Origin of the sequence: Microbacterium sp. K41, from assembly GCF_004794395.1 — a bacterium.
In the GTDB taxonomy this organism is placed as follows: Bacteria; Actinomycetota; Actinomycetes; order Actinomycetales; family Microbacteriaceae; genus Microbacterium; species Microbacterium sufflavum.
Genome location: NZ_SSDO01000443.1, coordinates 1 through 18,555 on the forward strand (window position 1 = coordinate 1; position 18,555 = coordinate 18,555).

16 protein-coding genes are annotated in these 18,555 nt (G+C 70.1%); 6 read left to right on the forward strand and 10 right to left on the reverse strand.

The window, feature by feature from the left end; translation table 11 throughout:
* The 6 genes from DW309_RS13995 to lepA form a co-directional block, all read right to left on the reverse strand.
* Positions 1-479 (reverse strand): RsmE family RNA methyltransferase (locus DW309_RS13995; protein ID WP_136045716.1); only part of this gene is annotated, 479 nt, incomplete at its 3' end.
* Positions 480-481: 2 nt separating this feature from the next.
* Positions 482-1,597 carry a molecular chaperone DnaJ gene (gene dnaJ, locus DW309_RS14000; protein ID WP_136045717.1) on the reverse strand — a complete coding sequence of 372 codons (1,116 nt, stop codon included), beginning with the start codon at positions 1,595-1,597 and terminating at the stop codon, positions 482-484.
* A gap of 32 nt (positions 1,598-1,629) precedes the next feature.
* Complete coding sequence (gene hrcA / locus DW309_RS14005; protein WP_136036372.1) at positions 1,630-2,661, reverse strand: heat-inducible transcriptional repressor HrcA; 1,032 nt, start codon at positions 2,659-2,661, stop codon at positions 1,630-1,632.
* A 104-nt stretch (positions 2,662-2,765) separates the two neighbouring features.
* Positions 2,766-3,983, reverse strand: coding sequence for a radical SAM family heme chaperone HemW (hemW, locus tag DW309_RS14010; RefSeq protein WP_136045718.1), 1,218 nt, complete (start codon positions 3,981-3,983; stop codon positions 2,766-2,768).
* Positions 3,983-4,636, reverse strand: coding sequence for a DUF1990 domain-containing protein (locus DW309_RS14015; RefSeq protein WP_136030542.1), 654 nt, complete (start codon positions 4,634-4,636; stop codon positions 3,983-3,985). The genes hemW and DW309_RS14015 overlap by 1 nt, the downstream gene beginning before the upstream one ends.
* A gap of 71 nt (positions 4,637-4,707) precedes the next feature.
* Positions 4,708-6,561 (reverse strand): translation elongation factor 4, encoded by a 1,854-nt coding sequence (lepA, locus tag DW309_RS14020; RefSeq protein WP_136030540.1) that lies wholly within the window; start codon positions 6,559-6,561, stop codon positions 4,708-4,710.
* Positions 6,562-6,803: 242 nt separating this feature from the next.
* On the opposite strand from lepA, the gene DW309_RS14025 reads away from it, so the two are divergent.
* The 5 genes from DW309_RS14025 (at position 6,804) to DW309_RS14045 (ending at position 13,303) form a co-directional block, all read left to right on the forward strand.
* Entirely contained in the window at positions 6,804-7,787 is a 984-nt protein-coding gene (locus DW309_RS14025) for an ABC transporter permease (RefSeq protein WP_136030537.1), read from the forward strand.
* Position 7,788: 1 nt separating this feature from the next.
* Positions 7,789-8,727: an ABC transporter permease gene (locus tag DW309_RS14030; protein ID WP_136045719.1), complete on the forward strand. Its 939-nt coding sequence runs from the start codon at positions 7,789-7,791 to the stop codon at positions 8,725-8,727.
* The gene (locus DW309_RS14035) at positions 8,724-10,652 is read left to right on the forward strand and encodes an ABC transporter ATP-binding protein (RefSeq protein WP_136045720.1); all 1,929 of its coding nucleotides are present in this window, start codon (positions 8,724-8,726) and stop codon (positions 10,650-10,652) included. Before DW309_RS14030 ends, DW309_RS14035 begins: the two co-directional genes overlap by 4 nt.
* 130 nt (positions 10,653-10,782) lie before the next feature.
* Complete coding sequence (locus DW309_RS14040; RefSeq protein ID WP_136045721.1) at positions 10,783-12,498, forward strand: ABC transporter family substrate-binding protein; 1,716 nt, start codon at positions 10,783-10,785, stop codon at positions 12,496-12,498.
* 73 nt (positions 12,499-12,571) lie between these two features.
* Entirely contained in the window at positions 12,572-13,303 is a 732-nt protein-coding gene (locus DW309_RS14045) for an alpha/beta fold hydrolase (protein ID WP_136030529.1), read from the forward strand.
* Here the strand turns inward: DW309_RS14045 and DW309_RS14050 are convergent.
* Positions 13,298-14,533 carry an MFS transporter gene (locus DW309_RS14050; protein ID WP_168387282.1) on the reverse strand — a complete coding sequence of 412 codons (1,236 nt, stop codon included), beginning with the start codon at positions 14,531-14,533 and terminating at the stop codon, positions 13,298-13,300. The two genes, DW309_RS14045 and DW309_RS14050, sit on opposite strands and share 6 nt — an antisense overlap.
* Positions 14,530-15,903 (reverse strand): glycoside hydrolase family 1 protein, encoded by a 1,374-nt coding sequence (locus DW309_RS14055; protein WP_136045722.1) that lies wholly within the window; start codon positions 15,901-15,903, stop codon positions 14,530-14,532. The genes DW309_RS14050 and DW309_RS14055 overlap by 4 nt, the downstream gene beginning before the upstream one ends.
* A 221-nt stretch (positions 15,904-16,124) precedes the next feature.
* On the opposite strand from DW309_RS14055, the gene rpsT reads away from it, so the two are divergent.
* Positions 16,125-16,385, forward strand: a complete 261-nt coding sequence (gene rpsT / locus DW309_RS14060) for a 30S ribosomal protein S20 (protein WP_136030523.1) — start codon at positions 16,125-16,127, stop codon at positions 16,383-16,385.
* Between the two features lie 212 nt (positions 16,386-16,597).
* On the opposite strand, the gene holA is transcribed toward rpsT, so the two are convergent.
* Both holA and DW309_RS14070 read right to left on the reverse strand, forming a co-directional pair.
* Positions 16,598-17,635, reverse strand: coding sequence for a DNA polymerase III subunit delta (holA, locus tag DW309_RS14065; protein ID WP_136045723.1), 1,038 nt, complete (start codon positions 17,633-17,635; stop codon positions 16,598-16,600).
* A gap of 9 nt (positions 17,636-17,644) precedes the next feature.
* A partial coding sequence (locus DW309_RS14070; RefSeq protein WP_136045724.1) for a ComEC/Rec2 family competence protein occupies positions 17,645-18,555 on the reverse strand: 911 nt, incomplete at its 5' end.

Sequence of the window (18,555 nt, forward strand, 5' to 3'; positions counted from 1 at the left end):
GCCAGCTGCGCGGTCGACGCGACCGGCGCGACCTCCGGCACCCATGCGCGATGGGCCTGCTTGGCCGCCTCGCGCACGATCGTCGCCCAGCGCTCGCGACCCTTCGCCGCCTTGGGCCCCTCCCAGCGCGAGATGCTGCGACCCGCCTGCCACGGCACGATCTCGTCCACGCCGAGCTCGCACGCCGCCTGCACCGCGAGCTCGTCACGGTCGCCCTTCGCGAGCGCCTGCACCAGCACGACCCTCGGCGACGGCGACGGCGACACCGCGCGCTCCTGCACGCGCACCTCGACGCGCGACGGCGAGACCTCCTCCGCGACGCCGGTCAGCCACACGCCGCGGCCGTCCCCCACCGTCACGGCCTCGCCGACGCGCAGCCGACGCACCACGGCCGCGTGCTTCGCCTCGGCGCCGGTCAGCGTGACCACGTCGCCGACGGCCGCGCCTCCCGCCGTCTCGACAAGGAAGTGGAGCGCCACGATCAGTGTCCGCGGAACCGGTCGCGCAGCTTCGAGAACAGCCCCTGCTGGAACTGGGCGAGCTGCGGGGCCGGAGCCTTCGCCTTCTTCGCGAAGTCCTCGATGAGCTTGCGCTGCGACGCGTCGAGCTTCGTGGGTGTCACGACCTGCACGCCCACGCGCAGGTCGCCGCGCTGGGTGCCGCGCAGCGGCGTGATGCCGCGGCCCTTGATCGTCAGCACGTCGCCGGACTGCACACCGGGGCGGATCTCCAGGTCGACCTCGCCGTCCAGGCCCTCGATCGACGTGTCGGTGCCGAGGATCGCATCGGTCATCGACACCTCGAGCGTCGCGAGGAGGTCGTCGCCCTCCCGGCTGAACGCGGGGTGCGGGGTGACCGTGACCTCCACGTACAGGTCGCCGTGGGGGCCACCGGCGCGACCGACCTCACCGGAGCCGGGCAGCTGCAGGCGCAGTCCGGTCTCCACGCCGGCGGGGATGTCGAGCGACACGGTGCGCCGCGAGCGCACGCGCCCCTGTCCGCCGCACGTGCCGCACGGATACGGGATGGTGGTGCCGTAGCCCTCGCACGTGCCGCACGGCTGCGAGGTGACGACGTTGCCGAGCAGGCTGCGCACCTGACGCTGCACGTGGCCGGTGCCGCCGCAGATGTCGCACGTGACGGGCGAGGTGCCCTCCTGGCAGCACGAGCCCTGACACGTCTCGCACAGCACCGCGGTGTCGACCTCGATGTCGCGGTGCGCGCCGAACACGACGTCGCCCAGCTCGAGCGTCACGCGCACCAGGGCGTCTTGACCGCGCTCGCGCCGCGACCGGGGCCGGGCTCCGCGGCCACCGCCCTGCGCGGCGCCGAAGAACGTCTCGAAGATGTCGCCGAACCCGCCGAAGCCGCCGAAGTTGCCCGCGGCGCCGTCCCCGCCGCCCATGTCGTAACGGCGTCGCGACTCCTCGTCGCTGAGCACGTCGTAGGCGTGGGTGACGAGCTTGAACCGCTCTGCCGCGTCCTCGCCCGGATTCACGTCCGGGTGGAGCTGCCGCGCCAGTCGGCGGTACGCCTTCTTGATCTCATCCGTGGAAGCGTCCCGGGACACCCCGAGAACCTCATAGTGGTCCGCCACAATCGCCCTTCTGCGTGTTCCGTGGGGCCGCGTCAGCGGCCGGCCTCGTCGTCGTCGAGCATCCGCGACAGGTAGCGGGCCACCGCCCGCGCCGCCGCCAGGTTGCTCGGATAGTCCATGCGCGTCGGCCCCATCACGCCGACGCGCGCCGTTCCGGTCGGTGCCGCGTAGTCGCTCGCGACGATCGACGCCTCGCCGAGACCGAACGGCGCGTTCTCGGTGCCGATGCTGGCCGCCAGGCCGTGCTCGTCGGCCACCATCTCGCTCATCAGCCGCAGCAGCGTCACCTGCTCCTCGATCGCCTCGAGGAGGGGGTGGATGCTGCCGCGGAAGTCGTGCTCGCGGCGGGCGAGGGTCGCCGCGCCCGCCATCACCAGTCGCTCCTGACGGAACCCGCCCAGCTCGTCGACGAGGACGCCGGCGAGAGTGCGCAGCACGCGGTCGCGCGGCGTCTCCTCCGCGGCCAGCAGGGTCTGCAGCCGCTCGGACGCCTCCGCAATCGCCTGTCCCGTGATGAGCGCGGAGAGCCGGGCGCGGAGCACACCGAGATCGGCCTCGTCGATCGCATCCGGCAGCACGGTCATCCGCTGCGAGACGCCGCCGGCATCGGTCACCAGCACGGTCAGGAGACGGTTGGGGGCCAGCGCGACGAGCTCCACGTGCGTGACCCGCGCGCGGGCGAACGACGGATACTGCGCCAGCGCGACCTGACCCGTGAGCTGCGTCAGTACCCGCACCGTGCGCGCCATGAGGTCGTCGAGGTCGGCGGGGTCGGCGAGGAACGACTCGATCGCCGAGCGCTGCGCCGAGGAGAGGGGACGGAGCTGGGCGAGGTGGTTGACGAAGACGCGGTAGCCCTTGTCGGTGGGCACGCGACCGGACGACGTGTGGGGGGCGGTGATGAGCTCCTCGTCTTCGAGCTGCGCCATGTCGTTGCGGATCGTCGCCGCGGACACCCCGAACGAGTGACGGTCGACGATCGATCGGCTGCCCACCGGCTCGTGCGTCTCGACGTAGTCCTGCACGATCGCGCGGAGAACCTGGAGTCCTCGCTCTGTGACCATGGCCCACCCCTTCCCGCTGACGACCGGACGCTGGCACTCTGACACCCTGAGTGCCAATCCTACCGCGTACGACCGGGAGTTCTCCGAACCCGCGCGCCGATCACTCAGTCGGTGAGCTCGCGCACCACCGCGTCGGCGAGGAGGCGTCCGCGCAGGGTGAGCTGCACGCGCCCGCGGATCGCCGCCGCCGCGTCGATCAGGCCGTCCGCGATGAGTCCGGCCACGCGGGGGCGGTTCGCCGCGGGCAGGTCCTCCACCGCGATGCCCTCGCGGATGCGGCTGAGCAGCAGGATGCGCTCGAGCGTCTGGGCCTCCACGTCGGGGCGCTCCCGTCCCGCCGCCGGAGACGCGGACGCCGCGAGCCGCTGCGCGTAGGCGGCCGGATGCTTCACGTTCCACCAGCGCAGTCCCGCCACGTGGCTGTGCGCGCCGGGACCGAAGCCCCACCAGTCGCTCCCCCGCCAGTACGCCAGGTTGTGCCGCGACCGCTGCTCCGGCGTGCGCGCCCAGTTGCTGACCTCGTACCACTCGAAGCCCGCCGCGGCCAGCCGCTCGTCGGCCAGCTCGTACATGTCCGCCTGCAGGTCGTCGTCGGGGGTAGGCACCTCGCCGCGACGGATCTGCCGCGCGAGCTTCGTGCCGTCCTCGATGATCAACGCGTACGCGGAGATGTGGTCCGACTCGAGCTGGAGGGCCGCATCGAGCGACGCCTCCCAGTCGGCGAGTGACTCCCCCGGCGCGCCGTAGATGAGATCGACGCTGACGTCCAGTCCCGCACCCTTGGCCGCGGCCACCGCCGTCCGCACGTTCTCCGGCTGATGCGTGCGATCGAGAGCGGCGAGCACGTGCGGCACCGCCGACTGCATGCCGATCGACAACCGCGTGACGCCGGCCTCCGCGAGGGTGCGCGCCACCTCGGGCGTCACCGTGTCGGGGTTCGCCTCCACCGTCACCTCGGCACCCGGCGCCAGCCCGAACGCCGCGGTCGCCGCGCCGAGCATCCGCGCGAGGTCGCCCGGGGGCAGCAGCGTCGGCGTGCCGCCCCCGAAGAACACCGTGTCCATCGGTCGCAGCGCCCCCGCGGCCTCCAGCACGCCGCGAGCGAGGGCGATCTCGGCGATCAGGGTCGACGCATAGTCCTCCTGCTTCGCGCCGCGCAGCTCGCTCGACGTGTAGGTGTTGAAGTCGCAGTAGCCGCAGCGCACGCGGCAGAACGGCACGTGCAGGTACGCCGAGAACGGGGTGTCGGCAGAGATCGGCAGGTCGTCGGGCAGGCGGCCGTCGGCGGGAGCCGGATCGCCGAGGGGAAGCGGTCCCGCCATCAGACGGGGGTCGCGTACAGCGGGGAGATCGCGCGCAGGTACCGCGCGAACAGCTCGCGGCGGCGCCGCTTCATGAGGGCCGGGATCAGGCGGTAGACGAGCGCGTTGGGCGCGTCGAACGCGCGCACCGTGAACCACACCTCGTCGTTGTCCTCGCGCCAGTCGACGTCGAACGACTCCTCGCCGCTGACGACCGAGCCCCCGATCGTCCCGAGCACGAAGCCGATGCGCCGTGTCTCCTCGGTGACCGAGATCACGCGCAGCTCGGAGTCGGCGCGCATGCCGCCCACCCGACCGCGCAGGTGCAGCGTCATCCCGGCGCCGACGAACGGCATGCCCTCCGCGTCGTAGCGCGGCTCGACATCGCGCTTGCTCGGCGCGATCGGGTTGCCCTCGGCGTCGAAGCTGACCCCGGCGTACGCGGGGCCCGGGGCGGGACGCACGTCTTCCACCGAGAGTCCCGCTGCGCGCTGCGCCGTCCACGACAGCAGGGCCTCGCCCGCCGTCTGGAACCGCTCCTCGCCGCTGCCGATCCGCCAGGACTCCTCCGCCGGGATGCTGCGCTCCGGCGGGTACTGCATCAGGTCGGGGGCGTGGGTCGCACCCACGGCCGCATAGTCCACCGTGTCGTCTCGGAAAGTCCCGCGCCGCATGAGATCCAGCCTACTTCGGGTTCCCTGGGCGAACACCCCCCGCACCACGGGAGCGCCCAGGATCGCCCGGGTTACTTCTTGTCCTTGCCCTCGACGTCGCCGGAGAGCGCCGCGATGAACGCCTCCTGGGGGACCTCGACGCGGCCGACCATCTTCATGCGCTTCTTGCCCTCCTTCTGCTTCTCGAGGAGCTTGCGCTTGCGGGTGATGTCACCGCCGTAGCACTTGGCGAGCACGTCCTTGCGGATCGCGCGGATGGTCTCGCGGGCGATGATGCGCGCACCGATCGCCGCCTGGATCGGCACCTCGAACTGCTGACGAGGGATGAGCTTGCGCAGGCGCTCGGCCATCATCGTGCCGTACGCGTAGGCCTTGTCGCGGTGCACGATCGAGCTGAAGGCGTCGACCTTCTCGCCCTGGAGGAGGATGTCGACCTTCACCAGGTCGGCCTCCTGCTGACCGGAGGGCTCGTAGTCGAGCGAGGCGTACCCCTGCGTCTTGGACTTGAGCTGGTCGAAGAAGTCGAACACGATCTCGCCGAGCGGCATGTTGTAGCGCAGCTCGACGCGCTCCTCCGAGAAGTACTCCATGCCCAGCAGCGTGCCGCGCCGCGACTGGCACAGCTCCATCACGGTGCCGACGTAGTCCTTGGGCAGCAGGATCGCCGCCTTCACCATCGGCTCCGACACCGAGCCGATGCGCCCATCGGGGTACTCGCTCGGGTTCGTGACCGTGACCGTCTCGCCGGTGTCGCTCGTGACGACCTCGTAGATCACGCTCGGCGCCGTGGTGATGAGGTCGAGGCCGAACTCGCGCGCGAGCCGCTCCGTCACGATCTCCAGGTGCAGCAGGCCGAGGAAGCCGCAGCGGAAGCCGAAGCCGAGCGCGACCGAGGTCTCCGGCTCGTACTGCAGCGACGCGTCGGAGAGCTTGAGCTTGTCGAGGGCCTCGCGCAGTTCCGCGTAGTCGCTGCCGTCGATCGGGTAGATGCCCGAGAACACCATCGGCTTCGGGTCGGTGTAACCGGGGAGCGCCTCAGCGGCGGGCTTGCGCGCGTTCGTGATGGTGTCGCCGACCTTCGACTGGCGCACGTCCTTCACGCCGGTGATGAGGTAGCCCACCTCGCCGACGCCGAGGCCCTTCGTGGGCGTCGGCTCGGGGCTGGACACCCCGACCTCGAGAGCCTCGTGGTTGGCGCCGGTCGACATCATCTGGATGCGCTCGCGCGGGGAGAGGCTGCCGTCGACCATGCGCACGTAGGTGACGACGCCGCGGTACGCGTCGTACACGGAGTCGAAGATCATGGCGCGGGCGGGAGCCTCGGCGTCTCCGACCGGCGCGGGGATCTCCCGCACGAGGCGGTCGAGCAGATCCTCGACGCCGACGCCGGTCTTGCCCGAGACGCGCAGCACGTCTTCCGGCTTGCCCCCGATGAGGGAGGCGAGCTCCTTCGCGTACTTCTCCGGGTCGGCCGCCGGGAGGTCGATCTTGTTGAGGACCGGGATGATGTGCAGGTCGTTCTCGAGCGCCAGGTAGAGGTTGGCGAGCGTCTGCGCCTCGATCCCCTGTGCGGCGTCGACCAGGAGGATCGCCCCCTCGCACGCGGCGAGGGAGCGCGACACCTCGTAGGTGAAGTCCACGTGGCCGGGGGTGTCGATCATGTTCAGCGCGAACGTCTCGCCGTCGATCTCCCAGGGCATGCGCACGGCCTGGCTCTTGATGGTGATGCCGCGCTCGCGCTCGATGTCCATGCGGTCGAGGTACTGCGCCCGCATGTCCCGGTCCGACACCACTCCGGTGATCTGGAGCATGCGGTCGGCGAGCGTCGACTTGCCGTGATCGATGTGGGCGATGATGCAGAAATTGCGGATCTGCGCAGCCGGCGTCGCGGCAGGCTGAAGCGGGGTGAGAGCGCGTGGGGACATGTCCCGTCGATTCTACGGTGAGGGGCAGGGGAATCCCCATTCGGGGACATCGGTGATAGTCTCCCGAAGTTGCCCGGGATCAATCCGTGACACCGGATCCCGTAAGCGATACGACTCCGTCACAGACTCCGTGAGGGCTGTCGCGTCGCGCAGAACGGCGGATGGCGCCCGATTCATCCGCCCGGCTCAGCGTTGCGTCGGCGGATCCCGAGCGCGTCTGGAGAAGAGAAAGACAATCCCCCTTGATCAAGTACCTCGCACGCCGCGCCCTCGGCTGGCTGCTCATGATCGTGGTCGCGACGAACCTCACCTACTTCCTCGCGTGGGGGTTCCTCGATCCGCGCAGCAACTACGTGGGCCGTCGTCCTCCGCTCAGTGAAGAGCAGATCAACAACCTCCTCGTGCCCCGCAACCTCAGCGACACCGTGCCGCTCATCGAGCGCTGGTGGAACTGGTTCACCAGCATCCTCCTCCGGTGGGACTGGGGGGTGAGCCCGACCGGCGGCTCCGTCAACGAGCAGGTCGCGTACCGCATGTGGGTCAGCGCGGAGCTCGTGCTCGGCGCGACGATCATCACCACGATCCTCGGCATCGCGCTCGGCGTGTACACGGCCTCCCGCCAGTACAAGCTCGCCGACCGCATCGGCCAGGCCACCAGCATCATCACGCTGAACATCCCGATCGTTGTCGCGGCCTTCGCGATCGTGCTGCTCGCGATCGGCCTCAACAACGCCACCGGCACGCGCATCTTCTATGTGACAGGGAACGCCAGTCAGGGGGTCGAGGGCTTCTTCCCCACCCTGATAGATGTGCTGCAGCATCTGACGCTGCCGACCATAGCCCTGGTGCTCACGGGCTACGCGAGCATCCACTTCCTGCAGCGCTCGCTGCTGCTGGACAACATCAACGCCGACTACGTGCGCACCGCTCGCGCCAAGGGCCTCACCAAGCAGCAGGCCATCCGCAAGCACGCGCTGCGCACCTCGCTGATCCCCGTCGCCACGCAGGTCGCCTTCACGATCCCCGCCATCTTCACCGGTGCGGTCCTGACCGAGACGATCTTCGCGTGGAACGGCATGGGCAAGTACTTCATCGAGACCATCTCGAAGAACGACATCCACGGAACCGTCGCGATCGCGGCCTTCGGCGCGGTCCTCACGGCGATCGGCGCGATCCTCGCCGACATCGCCGTCGTGGTCCTCGACCCGCGTGTGAGAGTGAGCTGACATGAGCACCGACATGCTCGACCCGACCATCCACCCGGACCCCGCGGCCGCCGGCCCCGAGACCACCCGCGTCGCGACGAAGCGCCTGTCGAAGTGGAGCCTGTACTGGCGGCGCTTCTCCCGCAACCGCGGTGCGCTCATCGGCCTGGTGATCTTCGTGCTGCTCGTGCTGTTCGCGATCTTCGGCCCGCTGATCGCGCGCTACGACCACGTGGAGCTCGACTTCCTGAACCTGAGCACCCCGCCGTCCACGGAGCACTGGTTCGGCACCAACAACGCCGGCAACGACCTGTTCGCGCAGGTCGCGGTCGGCCTGCAGCGCTCCCTCATGATCGCGCTCACCGTCTCGATCGGCGTCACGATCGTGTCGGCCCTGGTCGGCACGGCCGCGGCCTACTTCGGCGGCTGGACCGAGCGCATCTCGCTCCTGGTGATCCACTTCATGATGGTGATCCCGAGCTTCCTGATCCTCGCGATGATCTCGAACAAGGCCGGCGGAGACTGGCGCGTGATCGCGCTCATCATGATCTTCGTGATCGGGTGGTACTTCCCCGCCCGCGTCATCTGGACCATGGCCCTGTCGCTGCGCGAGCGCGAGTACGTCAGCGCGGCCCGCTACATGGGCGTGGGCGGCATGAAGATCGTGCTGCGCCACCTGCTGCCGAACATCGGCTCGCTCCTCGTGATCAACTTCACCCTCGGCGTCGTCTCGGCCGTCGTGACCGAGACCGGTCTGTCGTTCCTGGGCTTCGGCGTCAAGATCCCCGACGTGTCGCTCGGCGCGCTGATCGGTGCCGGCTCGAGCTCGCTCACCACGGCCCCGTGGCTGTTCTACTTCCCGGCGGCGGCGCTGACCCTGCTCACGGTGTCGATGGCGTTGATCGCCGACGGCCTGCGCGACGCCCTCGACCCGACCTCGGCTGCAGGAGGCCGCGCATGACCAACGTCCTCTCCGTCCGCGACCTCAAGGTCAGCTTCGCCTCCGAGGCCGGCCGCGTCGACGCCGTGCGCGGCGTCTCGTTCGACCTCGAAGCCGGCAAGACCCTCGGCATCGTCGGCGAGTCCGGCTCCGGCAAGTCCGTCACCTCGCTCGCGATCATGGGGCTCCTCGACGAGAACGCCAAGGTCACCGGCTCGATCATGTACGACGGCAAAGAGCTGATCGGCATGAGCGACAAGCAGCTGTCGGTGATCCGAGGCAACGGCATGTCGATGGTCTTCCAGGACCCGCTGACCTCGCTCACCCCCGTCTACACGGTGGGCGACCAGCTCATCGAGGCCCTCACGGTGCACCGCAGCCTGTCGAAGAAGGATGCGTGGGACCGCTCGGTCGAGCTGTTGAAGCTCGTCGGCATCACCGAGCCGGAGCGGCGCATGAAGTCGTTCCCGCACGAGTTCTCCGGCGGCATGCGCCAGCGCGTGGTGATCGCCATCGCGATGGCGAACAACCCCAAGCTCATCATCTGCGACGAGCCGACCACGGCCCTCGACGTCACGATCCAGGCGCAGATCCTCGATCTGATCGAGAAGGCGCAGGACGAGACCGGCGCCGCGGTGATCATGATCACGCACGACATGGGCGTGGTGGCCCGCACGGCCGACGACGTGCTGGTGATGTACGCGGGCAAGCCCGTGGAGCAGGCGCCCGTGCACGAGCTGTTCCACAAGACGCGCATGCCGTACTCGATCGGCCTGCTGGGCGCGATCCCGCGCGTGGACAAGGGCGACAAGCAGCCGCTCACCCCGATCAAGGGCAACCCGCCGCTGCTGATCGACCTGCCCGACGCGTGCCCCTTCGCCGACCGCTGCCCCATCGTGATGGACGCGTGCCGCGCGAAGGAGCCGGAGCTGCTCCCCGTGGCCACCGGCTCGGGCGACCTGCACCGCGCCGCCTGCATCCGCTCGCACGAGATCGAGGACGGCGGCCTGCTGGGCGGCCTCCCGATCTACCCCGTGCGCGCGGTGCCGGAGAGCGACCTCACGCGGCTCCCGCGCGAGGAGCGCCCGGTCACGCTCGAGGTCAAGAACCTCACGAAGACCTTCCCGCTGCTCAAGGGCGCGTTCCTCAAGCGCAAGGTCGGCGAGGTGCAGGCGATCAAGGGCATCAGCTTCGACGTCCGTGAGGGCGAGACGATGGCCATCGTCGGCGAGTCCGGCTCCGGCAAGACCACGACCCTGCTGCAGATCATGGACATGGTCAAGCAGAGCGAGGGCGACATCGTGATCGCCGGCACCAGCGTCAACGACATCCACAGCCGCAAGGTCGAGCGGGCGCTGCGCCGCGACATCCAGATCGTGTTCCAGGACCCGATGGGCGCCCTCGACCCGCGCATGACGGTCGCCGACATCATCTCCGAGCCGCTGTTCGCGATCGGCACGCCCAAGGAGGAGGCGCACCGTCGCGTGGACGAGCTGATGGACCTCGTCGGCCTGAACCCGGCGCACAGCGACCGCTTCCCCCAGGCGTTCTCCGGCGGTCAGCGGCAGCGCATCGGCATCGCCCGCGCCCTGTCGACGAACCCGAAGATCGTGGTGCTCGATGAGCCGGTCTCGGCGCTCGACGTGTCGATCCAGGCCGGTGTGATCAACCTGCTCGATGAGCTGAAGGTGAAGCTGGGCCTGTCCTACCTGTTCGTCGCGCACGACCTGTCCGTGGTGCGCCACATCGCCGACCGCGTGGCCGTGATGTACCTCGGCGAGTTCGTGGAGCACGGCGACGTGGACGACGTGTTCGACAACCCGCAGCACCCGTACACGCAGGCGCTGCTGTCGGCCATCCCCGTCCCCGACCCGGATGTGGAGCGCACCCGCCAGCGCGTCGTGTTCGACGCGGCGACCATGTCGACCAAGCCGGCGACGGTCTGATCGCCGCGGTCGCGGGGTTGCTGGTCACCGTCCGATAACGGTTAGGCGCGATTCACTCCGGGGCGGTATGCCGGTCGCGACCGCGAACTATTCTTCCCTTTATGAAACGCCGAAAGGCGAAAGGAGCACCATGAAGAACAAGAAGTTGCTGGGGGCGATCGCGATCAGCGGCGCCCTGGCACTCGCCCTCGCGGGTTGCGCGAGCGGGTCCGGAAACACCGGTGGCGGGGACAACGGCGGCGACAAGGTCGAGACCAAGTCCGCCGACTACAACCCCCAGGACCGCAGCAACCTGCAGGAGGGTGGCGAGGTCAACTTCCCGATCAACGAGATCCCCGAGCAGCTGAACGCCTTCAACGGCGACGGCAGCGCGGACACCGTGCGTCTGTGGTCGTGGTACATGCCGCAGATCCTGCTCGTCTCGCCGGAGGGCGAGGTCACGAAGAACGACGCGTACCTCGACGCCTACGACATCGGCGAGAAGGACGGCAACACCACCATCACGTTCACGTTCACGGACGAGGCCCACTTCAACGACGGCACGGACATGGACTGGACGGCCATCGACGCGACGTGGAAGGCCAACCGCTCCTACGACGAGGGCTTCACCCCCAACGCGACCGACGGCTACAAGCAGATCAAGAGCGTCGAGCAGGGCGACTCCGCCAAGACCGCGGTCGTCACCTTCGACGGCATCTACGCCTGGCCGTCCATGGCGTTCCTGACCGGTGGCGTGCTGCACCCGGCCGTCGCCGACCCGACCGTCTTCAACGAGGGCTTCATCGGCAACATGCACCCCGAGTGGGGCGCCGGACCGTACACGGTCGACACGTTCGACCCGAACGGCGGCTTCGTCTCGTTCAAGCCGAACCCCGAGTGGTGGGGCAACGCACCGCTGCTCGACTCGGTGACCTTCACGGCGATGGAGCCGGACGCCGCGATCAACGCCTTCAAGAACGGCGAGATCGACATGGTGGGCGCCAACACCAACGACCGTCTGAAGCAGCTGCAGGACGTCGACGACACCACGGTGCGTCGCGCGCAGCAGACCGCGAAGACGATCATCATGGTCGACGCCGACAAGCCGCAGTTCGAGGACATCGACGTGCGCAAGGCCTTCTTCATGGGCATCAACATCGACCAGCAGAAGCAGATCGCGTGGAACGGCCTCGGTTACGAGGAGCCGGCCGCCGGTTCGCTGAACATGTATGCGTTCCAGGACGGCTACTCCGACTCGTTCGCGACCGCCGGTCTGAAGAACGATGTCGACGCCGCCAAGAAGCTGCTCGACGACGCCGGCTGGACCGAGGGCGACGACGGCATCCGCGAGAAGGACGGCGAGAAGCTGTCCATCACCTACCCGGTGTTCGGTGAGGACCCCACGCTCGAGGCCCTCGCGAAGTCGCTCCAGGCGCAGCAGAAGGAGATCGGCATCGACGTGCAGATCGACGTCCGCCCCTCGGCCGACTTCTCGAACGACCTGACGTCGAAGAACTGGGACGCGGTGTCGCTCCGCTTCACCGACTCCGACCCGTTCGGTCCGGCTTGGTTCTGCCAGCTCTACTGCTCGGACAGCCAGCTGAACCTGTCGGGCACCGGCACGGCCGAGATCGACAAGCAGATCGCCGACGAGGTCGAGTCGCAGAAGGACGCGGAGTCCTGGACCGCCGCCTCCATGGAGCTCGAGCCGAAGATCATCGAGCAGACGTGGGGCGTCATCCCGCTCTACAACGGCCCGTCGATCTACGTGGTCAAGAACGGCCTGGCGAACCTCACGCCGGAGCCCTACGTGGGCCTCGACCTGTTCGGCGTCACGCCGGTCGAGAACGTCGGCTGGGAGAAGTAACACCCTCTGACACATCTCGTGTCGACGCGGGGTCGGTGGTTCGCCACCGGCCCCGCTTCTTTATGCTGAAGAAGTGAGCGTCCAGACCGTCCTCGTGCACGGCATCCGCACCTCGGCGACCATGTGGCGCTCCCAGGTGGCGTACCTGGAGGAGCACGGGCACCCCGTGACCGCGCTCGATCTTCCGGGCCACGGCTCCCGCATGGCGGAGGACTTCACGCTGCACGAGGCCCTCCACACGATCGATGCCGCCGTGCGCGCCGCCGCCGAGCGCGGACCCGTGCTCCTGGTCGGGCATTCGATGGGCGGACTGCTCTCCCTCGCCTACACCGGGGGCGCCGAGCGTCCTCCGGTCGCCGGGCTCGTCGCGGCCGCCTGCACCTCGCTCCCGCAGGGTGCAGGGCTCCGCGCGTACCGACTGTTCGCGCGGGCCGTCGACTCGCTCCCCGACCGCGGCCTGTGGCTCACCCGGCAGATGCTCGCCGCCACGATCCCCGCCGAGAACCGCGCCGACTTCCAGGCCGGTGGCTACGCGCTCGACATGCAGGACACCGCGCTGCGCAGCCTGGCCGCGCTGGACGTGGCCGCCGCCGTCCCGCGCATCGACGTGCCCCTGTGGTTCGTGAACGGGCAGTATGACCAGCTGCGCCTGAACGAACCGCTGTTCCGCCGGCTCGCACCGCACGCGGAGCTCATCGTGGTCCCCCGCACCACGCACCTGGTCACGGCCATGCGACCCCGGGTGTTCAACGCGGTGCTGGCCCTCGCGATCGCCACCGTCGAGGCGCAGGCCGAGGACTCATGAGCGGGCGGGCTGCCGTGCGAACGCCGTGAGCAGGCCCCCCACGAGCGACAGCACCGCAGCGGCGAAGAAGACGAGCCAGAAGCCGCCGACCAGCGCCACCAGCCCCGCCCCGAGCACCGGGCCGATCAGCTGACCGAGCGCCGCGGTGACGTTCACGATGCCGAGGTCGCGGGCGTGGTCCTGCTCGTCCGGCAGCAGGTCGGCCGCGAACGCGAGTCCCACCGTGGAGAAGGCGCCGTAGCCGAGCCCCATGAGCGCCGCGGCGACCATGGTCATCTCGAACGTGGGCACCAGCACGATCGCCACTCCGGACGCCGCCTGCACCACGGTCGCGGCGACCGTGAGCGTGCGGCGCCGCCCCGTCCGGTCGGATACGAGGCCGGTGACCACCGAGGCCAGCACCACGAACACCGTGTAGACGACGATCAGCAGCAGCAGGTTGTCCTGGGCGGTCGTGTTCTCCTGCCCCAGCCCGTGCAGCAGGAAGAACAGGAACAGGGCGGTGCCGAGCGCGTTGCCGACGTTGGTCGCCAGCCGACCGGACAGCATCCAGGCGAAGTCTCGGTCGCGCAGCGAGGCCAGCCGGGGGCGTCCGGCATCCCGGGGACGCAGCGCCTCGGTCGTCGGCGGGTCGGGCAGCAGGAGCGCGGCCACCGACCCCGCGATCGCGATCACCGCGGCCAGGAGCAGGTAGCCCGACACGATGTCGAGTCCGAGGAGCACGACCAGCCCGACGCCGAGCACGATCCCGACCGCCTGGGCGGAGCCGACGGCGGCGGAGGCGGCCCCCCGCTGCGTGGTCGGAAGCTGATCCGCGATCAGGGCGGTGAAGGCGGCCGACGACACCGCGACGCCGATCGAGACACCCACCCACCCGGCACCGACCGCCCAGGGTCCGGTCGCGAACCCGGTCAGCACCAGGCACAGGGCTGTGAGCCAGACGCCACCCAGCGCCCACGGGCGTCGGCGGTGCCGTCCGGCGCGCGCCCGATCCGACAGGGCACCGGCGGCCGGACCGGCGACGATGCCCGCCAGTCCGCCCACCCCGAGCACGAGGCCGGAGGACACGACCCCGCGGATCCAGTCGTCCTCCGGGGTATCGAGCTGCAGCGGGAGGAGCAGCTGCACCGGGGTGAGCTGCACGGTCCAGATCGCCAGCCACGCCAGCGTGAACAGCGACATCCACCGCGCGCCGGCCCGGACGCGGTGCGTCGCCGGAGCCGCGGTCATCGCCGCGCCGCCGACGTCGTGGCACCGGTGCGGACGGAGGCGATCAGGTCGCGGTACCAGTCGTACGAGGCCTTCGGGGTGCACTCCCCCGTGGCGAAATCGACGTGCACCAGTCCGAAGCGCTGGGTGTAGCCGTCGGCCCACTCCCAGTTGTCCAGCAGCGACCACACCGTGTACTCCTCGACCGGCACTCCGGCGTCGATGGCCTCGGCGACCGCGGCGATGTGCCCCGACAGGTAGGAGATCCGGTCGGCGTCGTCCACGCGGGCCGCCGTGTCGGGCTCGGGGAAGGAGGCACCGTTCTCACCGATGATCACGGGCGGCAGCTGCGGGTGCCGGGCGTGCAGGTCGACCAGCAGGTCGCGCAGGGCGGACGGCATGATCGGCCACTCCTGTCCGAAACCCGTCACCGGCACACCGGGGGTCGGCACGATGTCGAACGGGATGGGTCCTCCGGCGGTGGATGCCGTCACGGTCGTGGGGTTGTAGAAGTTGACGCCGTAGAAGTCGATCGAGCCGCCGATCGCGGTCAGGTCGCCCTCCTCGACGGGCAGCGGCGGCAGCCCGAGCGCCTCGAGGTCGGGGTACGCGCCGTCGAGCAGCGGGGTGCTGAAGATCCGGTTGTGCAGAAGGTCGTAGACGAACGCCGCCTCGTGGTCCTCAGGCGCATCGTGCAGCGGGAGGACCCAGGTGTGGTTGTTGACCAGTCCCACCGCCGTAGCCCCCCGCGTGCGCAGCGCCGCCGCGGCCCGCGCGTGTGCCAGCAGCTGGTGGTGCGCGGTGGGCAGCGCGTCGAACAGCAGCTGCTTACCCGGCGCGAGGGCACCCACGGCATAGCCCTGGAGCGTCGTCATCGCCGGCTCGTTGAGGGTGTACCAGTGCGCGACGCGGTCGCCCAGGCGGTCGGCCACGATCGCCGCATACTCGCCGGATCGCTCGGCGGTGTCGCGCGCGAGCCACCCGCCCGTCTCCTCCACGGTGCTCGGCATCTCCCAGTGGAACAGCGTGGGGAACGGCGTGACGCCGCGCTCCAGCAGCAGATCGACGAACCGGGAGTAGTGGTCGAGGGCTGCGGTGTTCCCGCGCCCACGTCCGTCGGGCTGCACCCGCGCCCACGGGATCGAGAAGCGGTAGCGGTCGAGGCCGAGGGCGGAGGCGAGGTCGGCGTCACGCTCGGGATGGCGGTAGCTGTCGCAGGCGGGGTCGGCGGTGGAGCCGTCGACGATCGCGCCGGGAGCTTCGAGGTAGTCGTCCCAGATCGAGCGCCCTCCCCCGTCGGCGGAGCGCGAGCCCTCGATCTGGAGCGCCGAGGTCGCCGCAGACCAGCGGAGCCGGCCGAGCGCGGGGGAAGGAACGGAGGCGGGGGTCATGGGGCTCCTTGACGTCGTTGTCGGGTCAGGATGATTCTGCACCCGGTACCACTCCGAGCGCGACGCAGTTTCGCGGACGCGGCCTCGTTTCGCGCGATGCATCCGGGACTGGTAGAGTTGACTCTTGGCTTGCGTGTGGGTTCTTCCCTCACGACCGCCGTGCAGCAGCCCTCTTCTGCTGCCGGCACTCCGAACAACTCCTGTACAGAAAGCGTCCACACGTGGCAAACATCAAGTCGCAGATCAAGCGCAACAAGACCAACGAGAAGGCTCACGAGCGCAACAAGGCCGTGAAGAGCGAGCTGAAGACTCTCGTCCGCCAGACCCGCGAGGCCGTCGCCGCCGGCGACAAGGCCGCCGCCGAGAAGGTCCTGAAGAAGGCCACGGTCAAGCTCGACAAGGCCGTCAGCAAGGGCGTGCTCCACAAGAACCAGGCGGCCAACCGCAAGTCGGCCATCGCCAAGAAGGTCGCCGCTCTCTGAGCATCTGATCATCCGGAAGGCCCGTCTCCTCGCGAGACGGGCCTTCTGTCGTTCCCGGAACGCGTGAGGTCGACACGGGACAAGCGAGGGGCCGGGAACATGCCTCCATCGCGGAGGCGGCGCGCAGCGGCACACGCTCGCGCCGGGACTGCGCGCCGGCGACGCGCTCTTCACGGGTGGCGGGCCGCTGCCAGGCTGCGGGCGCCGCGCGCTCAGCCGCCGAAGGGCTCCCGCGTGGCGATGACCGTGACCATGCGCTCGAGCGCAAAGATCGGGTCGCGGGCGGCCCCCTTCACCTCGGCGTCGGCGCGGGCGGTGGCCTGGATCGCCATCCCGAGCGACCGCTCGTTCCAGCCCGCGAGGTCGCGGCGGGCGCGGTCGACCTGCCAGTCCTTCATCCCGAGGCGCTGCGCGAGCTGACGGCTCGGCTCCCGATTCCCGGCGACCCGCGCCATCGTGCGCAGCTTCATGGCGAACGCCGCGACCATGGGCACCGGATCCGCTCCGGAGGCCAGGGCGTGCCGCAGCGACACCAGGGCCTCGCCGTAGCGCCCGGCGATCGCCGTGTCGGCGACGACGAACGCCGACACCTCGACGCGGCCGCCGTAGTACTTGGTGACGACCTCTTCCGTGACGTCGCCCTCGACGTCGCCGATCAGCTGCTGGCAGGCGGCGGCGAGCTCGGTGAGGTCATCGGCGAACGCGGAGACCAGGGCTCGCAGGGCCGGGGGCGCGATGCGCTTCTTGGCGGCCGCGAACTCCCCCGCCGCGAAGTCGACCCTGTCGCCGTCTCGCTTGATCGCCGGGCAGGGGATCTCGATGCCCCCGCCCGTACCGGCACGCAGGGCGTCGAGCAGCTTCTTGCCACGAACGCTCGCGCCCGTGTGACGGAGCACGACCGTAGCGCCCTCCTGCGGTTGCTCGAGATAGGACACGGCCTCCTGCAGGAACGCGTCGGAGCACTTCTCGACGCCGGAGACCCGCACCAGGCGCGGCTCACCGAACAGGGAGGGCGACGTGAGGGCCAGGAGCGTGCCCGGGGCGTAGTCGTCGGCGCGGACGTCGCTGACCTCGAGGGCCGGATCCTCGGCGCGCAGATAGTCGCGGACACCGGCGATCGCACGCTCGGCGCAGACCTCTTCCGGACCGGAGACGAGCACGATCGGGGCGGGACGGGGCTCGCGCCACGACACCGGCGGGATCTTCGCGGGCTTCGCGCCACCGCGGGCGGGAGGACGGGACGCTGCCATGACCCCAGCCTACCGGCGGCGTCCGACACCGCGATCGGACGAGCGCTGCCGCTGGTTCGGCGCAGACCTGCACGATGTCCCGCTGCCGCGGCGACGACCTCGACGCGCGGGAGTCGTCTCGCTCCACATCGCCAGAGCGCCGTGACGCAGCCCGAGCAGGATGCGTCCGCGCTCGTCGGTCCGATACACCTGGGCCCCCAGCGCGCCCAGCAGGTCGAGCGTCTCGCGGCGCGGGTGCCCGTAGTCGTTGTCGGCGCCCACGCTGATGAGCGCGACCACGGGTGACAGCGCCTGGTACAGCCCGGGGTCCTGATCGGCGCTGCCATGGTGGGCGACCTTCACCACCGCGTACGGGCCGAGGCGCTCCGAACGCTGGAGCAGCCGCTGCGCAGGGGCCGACAGATCGGCGAGGAAGAGCGAGCGAGGCACCCCTCCCCCGCTGAACTCCATCACGACGCCGAGGTCGTTGCCCGCGGGGAACGCCGTCATATCGCGAACGGGCCACCGCACGCGCCAGGTCGCCCCGCCCAGGGTTCCCCTGAGCCCCGCGGACGCCTGCTCGACCTGTGCTCCCCCGGCCGCGAGCGAGGCGAGGGTCCGCTCGTCGTCCGCGTCGGCGGTCGGCCCGTGCAGCACCGCGGACACCCGGCCCCGCACGGCCTCGACGCCGCCCGCATGGTCCAGGTCGAAGTGGGTGAGCACGAGCAGGTCGAGTCGGTCGATGCCGAGCGAGCGCAGGCAGTCGCGAAGAGGTTCCGGCGCCGGACCGGTGTCGATCAGAGCCACGGCGCCCTCGGATCGGACGAGCAGCGCGTCGCCCTGACCCACGTCGCACGCGGCGATCGACCAGGCGTCCGGGGTCGCGGCCGTCGCGAGGGGCCCGCCGAGAAGGGCCTGCGCCCCGGCGAGGGAGCCGGCGA

Bases quoted from the DNA above. Each gene is read 5' to 3' on its own strand.
- hrcA (WP_136036372.1), bottom strand. From the start codon at position 2,661: ATGGTCACAGAGCGAGGACTCCAGGTTCTCCGCGCGATCGTGCAGGAC.
- hemW (WP_136045718.1), bottom strand. From the start codon at position 3,983: ATGGCGGGACCGCTTCCCCTCGGCGATCCGGCTCCCGCCGACGGCCGC.
- DW309_RS14015 (WP_136030542.1), bottom strand. From the start codon at position 4,636: ATGCGGCGCGGGACTTTCCGAGACGACACGGTGGACTATGCGGCCGTG.
- lepA (WP_136030540.1), bottom strand. From the start codon at position 6,561: ATGTCCCCACGCGCTCTCACCCCGCTTCAGCCTGCCGCGACGCCGGCT.
- DW309_RS14030 (WP_136045719.1), top strand. From the start codon at position 7,789: ATGAGCACCGACATGCTCGACCCGACCATCCACCCGGACCCCGCGGCC.
- DW309_RS14035 (WP_136045720.1), top strand. From the start codon at position 8,724: ATGACCAACGTCCTCTCCGTCCGCGACCTCAAGGTCAGCTTCGCCTCC.
- DW309_RS14040 (WP_136045721.1), top strand. From the start codon at position 10,783: ATGAAGAACAAGAAGTTGCTGGGGGCGATCGCGATCAGCGGCGCCCTG.
- DW309_RS14050 (WP_168387282.1), bottom strand. From the start codon at position 14,533: ATGACCGCGGCTCCGGCGACGCACCGCGTCCGGGCCGGCGCGCGGTGG.
- DW309_RS14055 (WP_136045722.1), bottom strand. From the start codon at position 15,903: ATGACCCCCGCCTCCGTTCCTTCCCCCGCGCTCGGCCGGCTCCGCTGG.
- holA (WP_136045723.1), bottom strand. From the start codon at position 17,635: ATGGCAGCGTCCCGTCCTCCCGCCCGCGGTGGCGCGAAGCCCGCGAAG.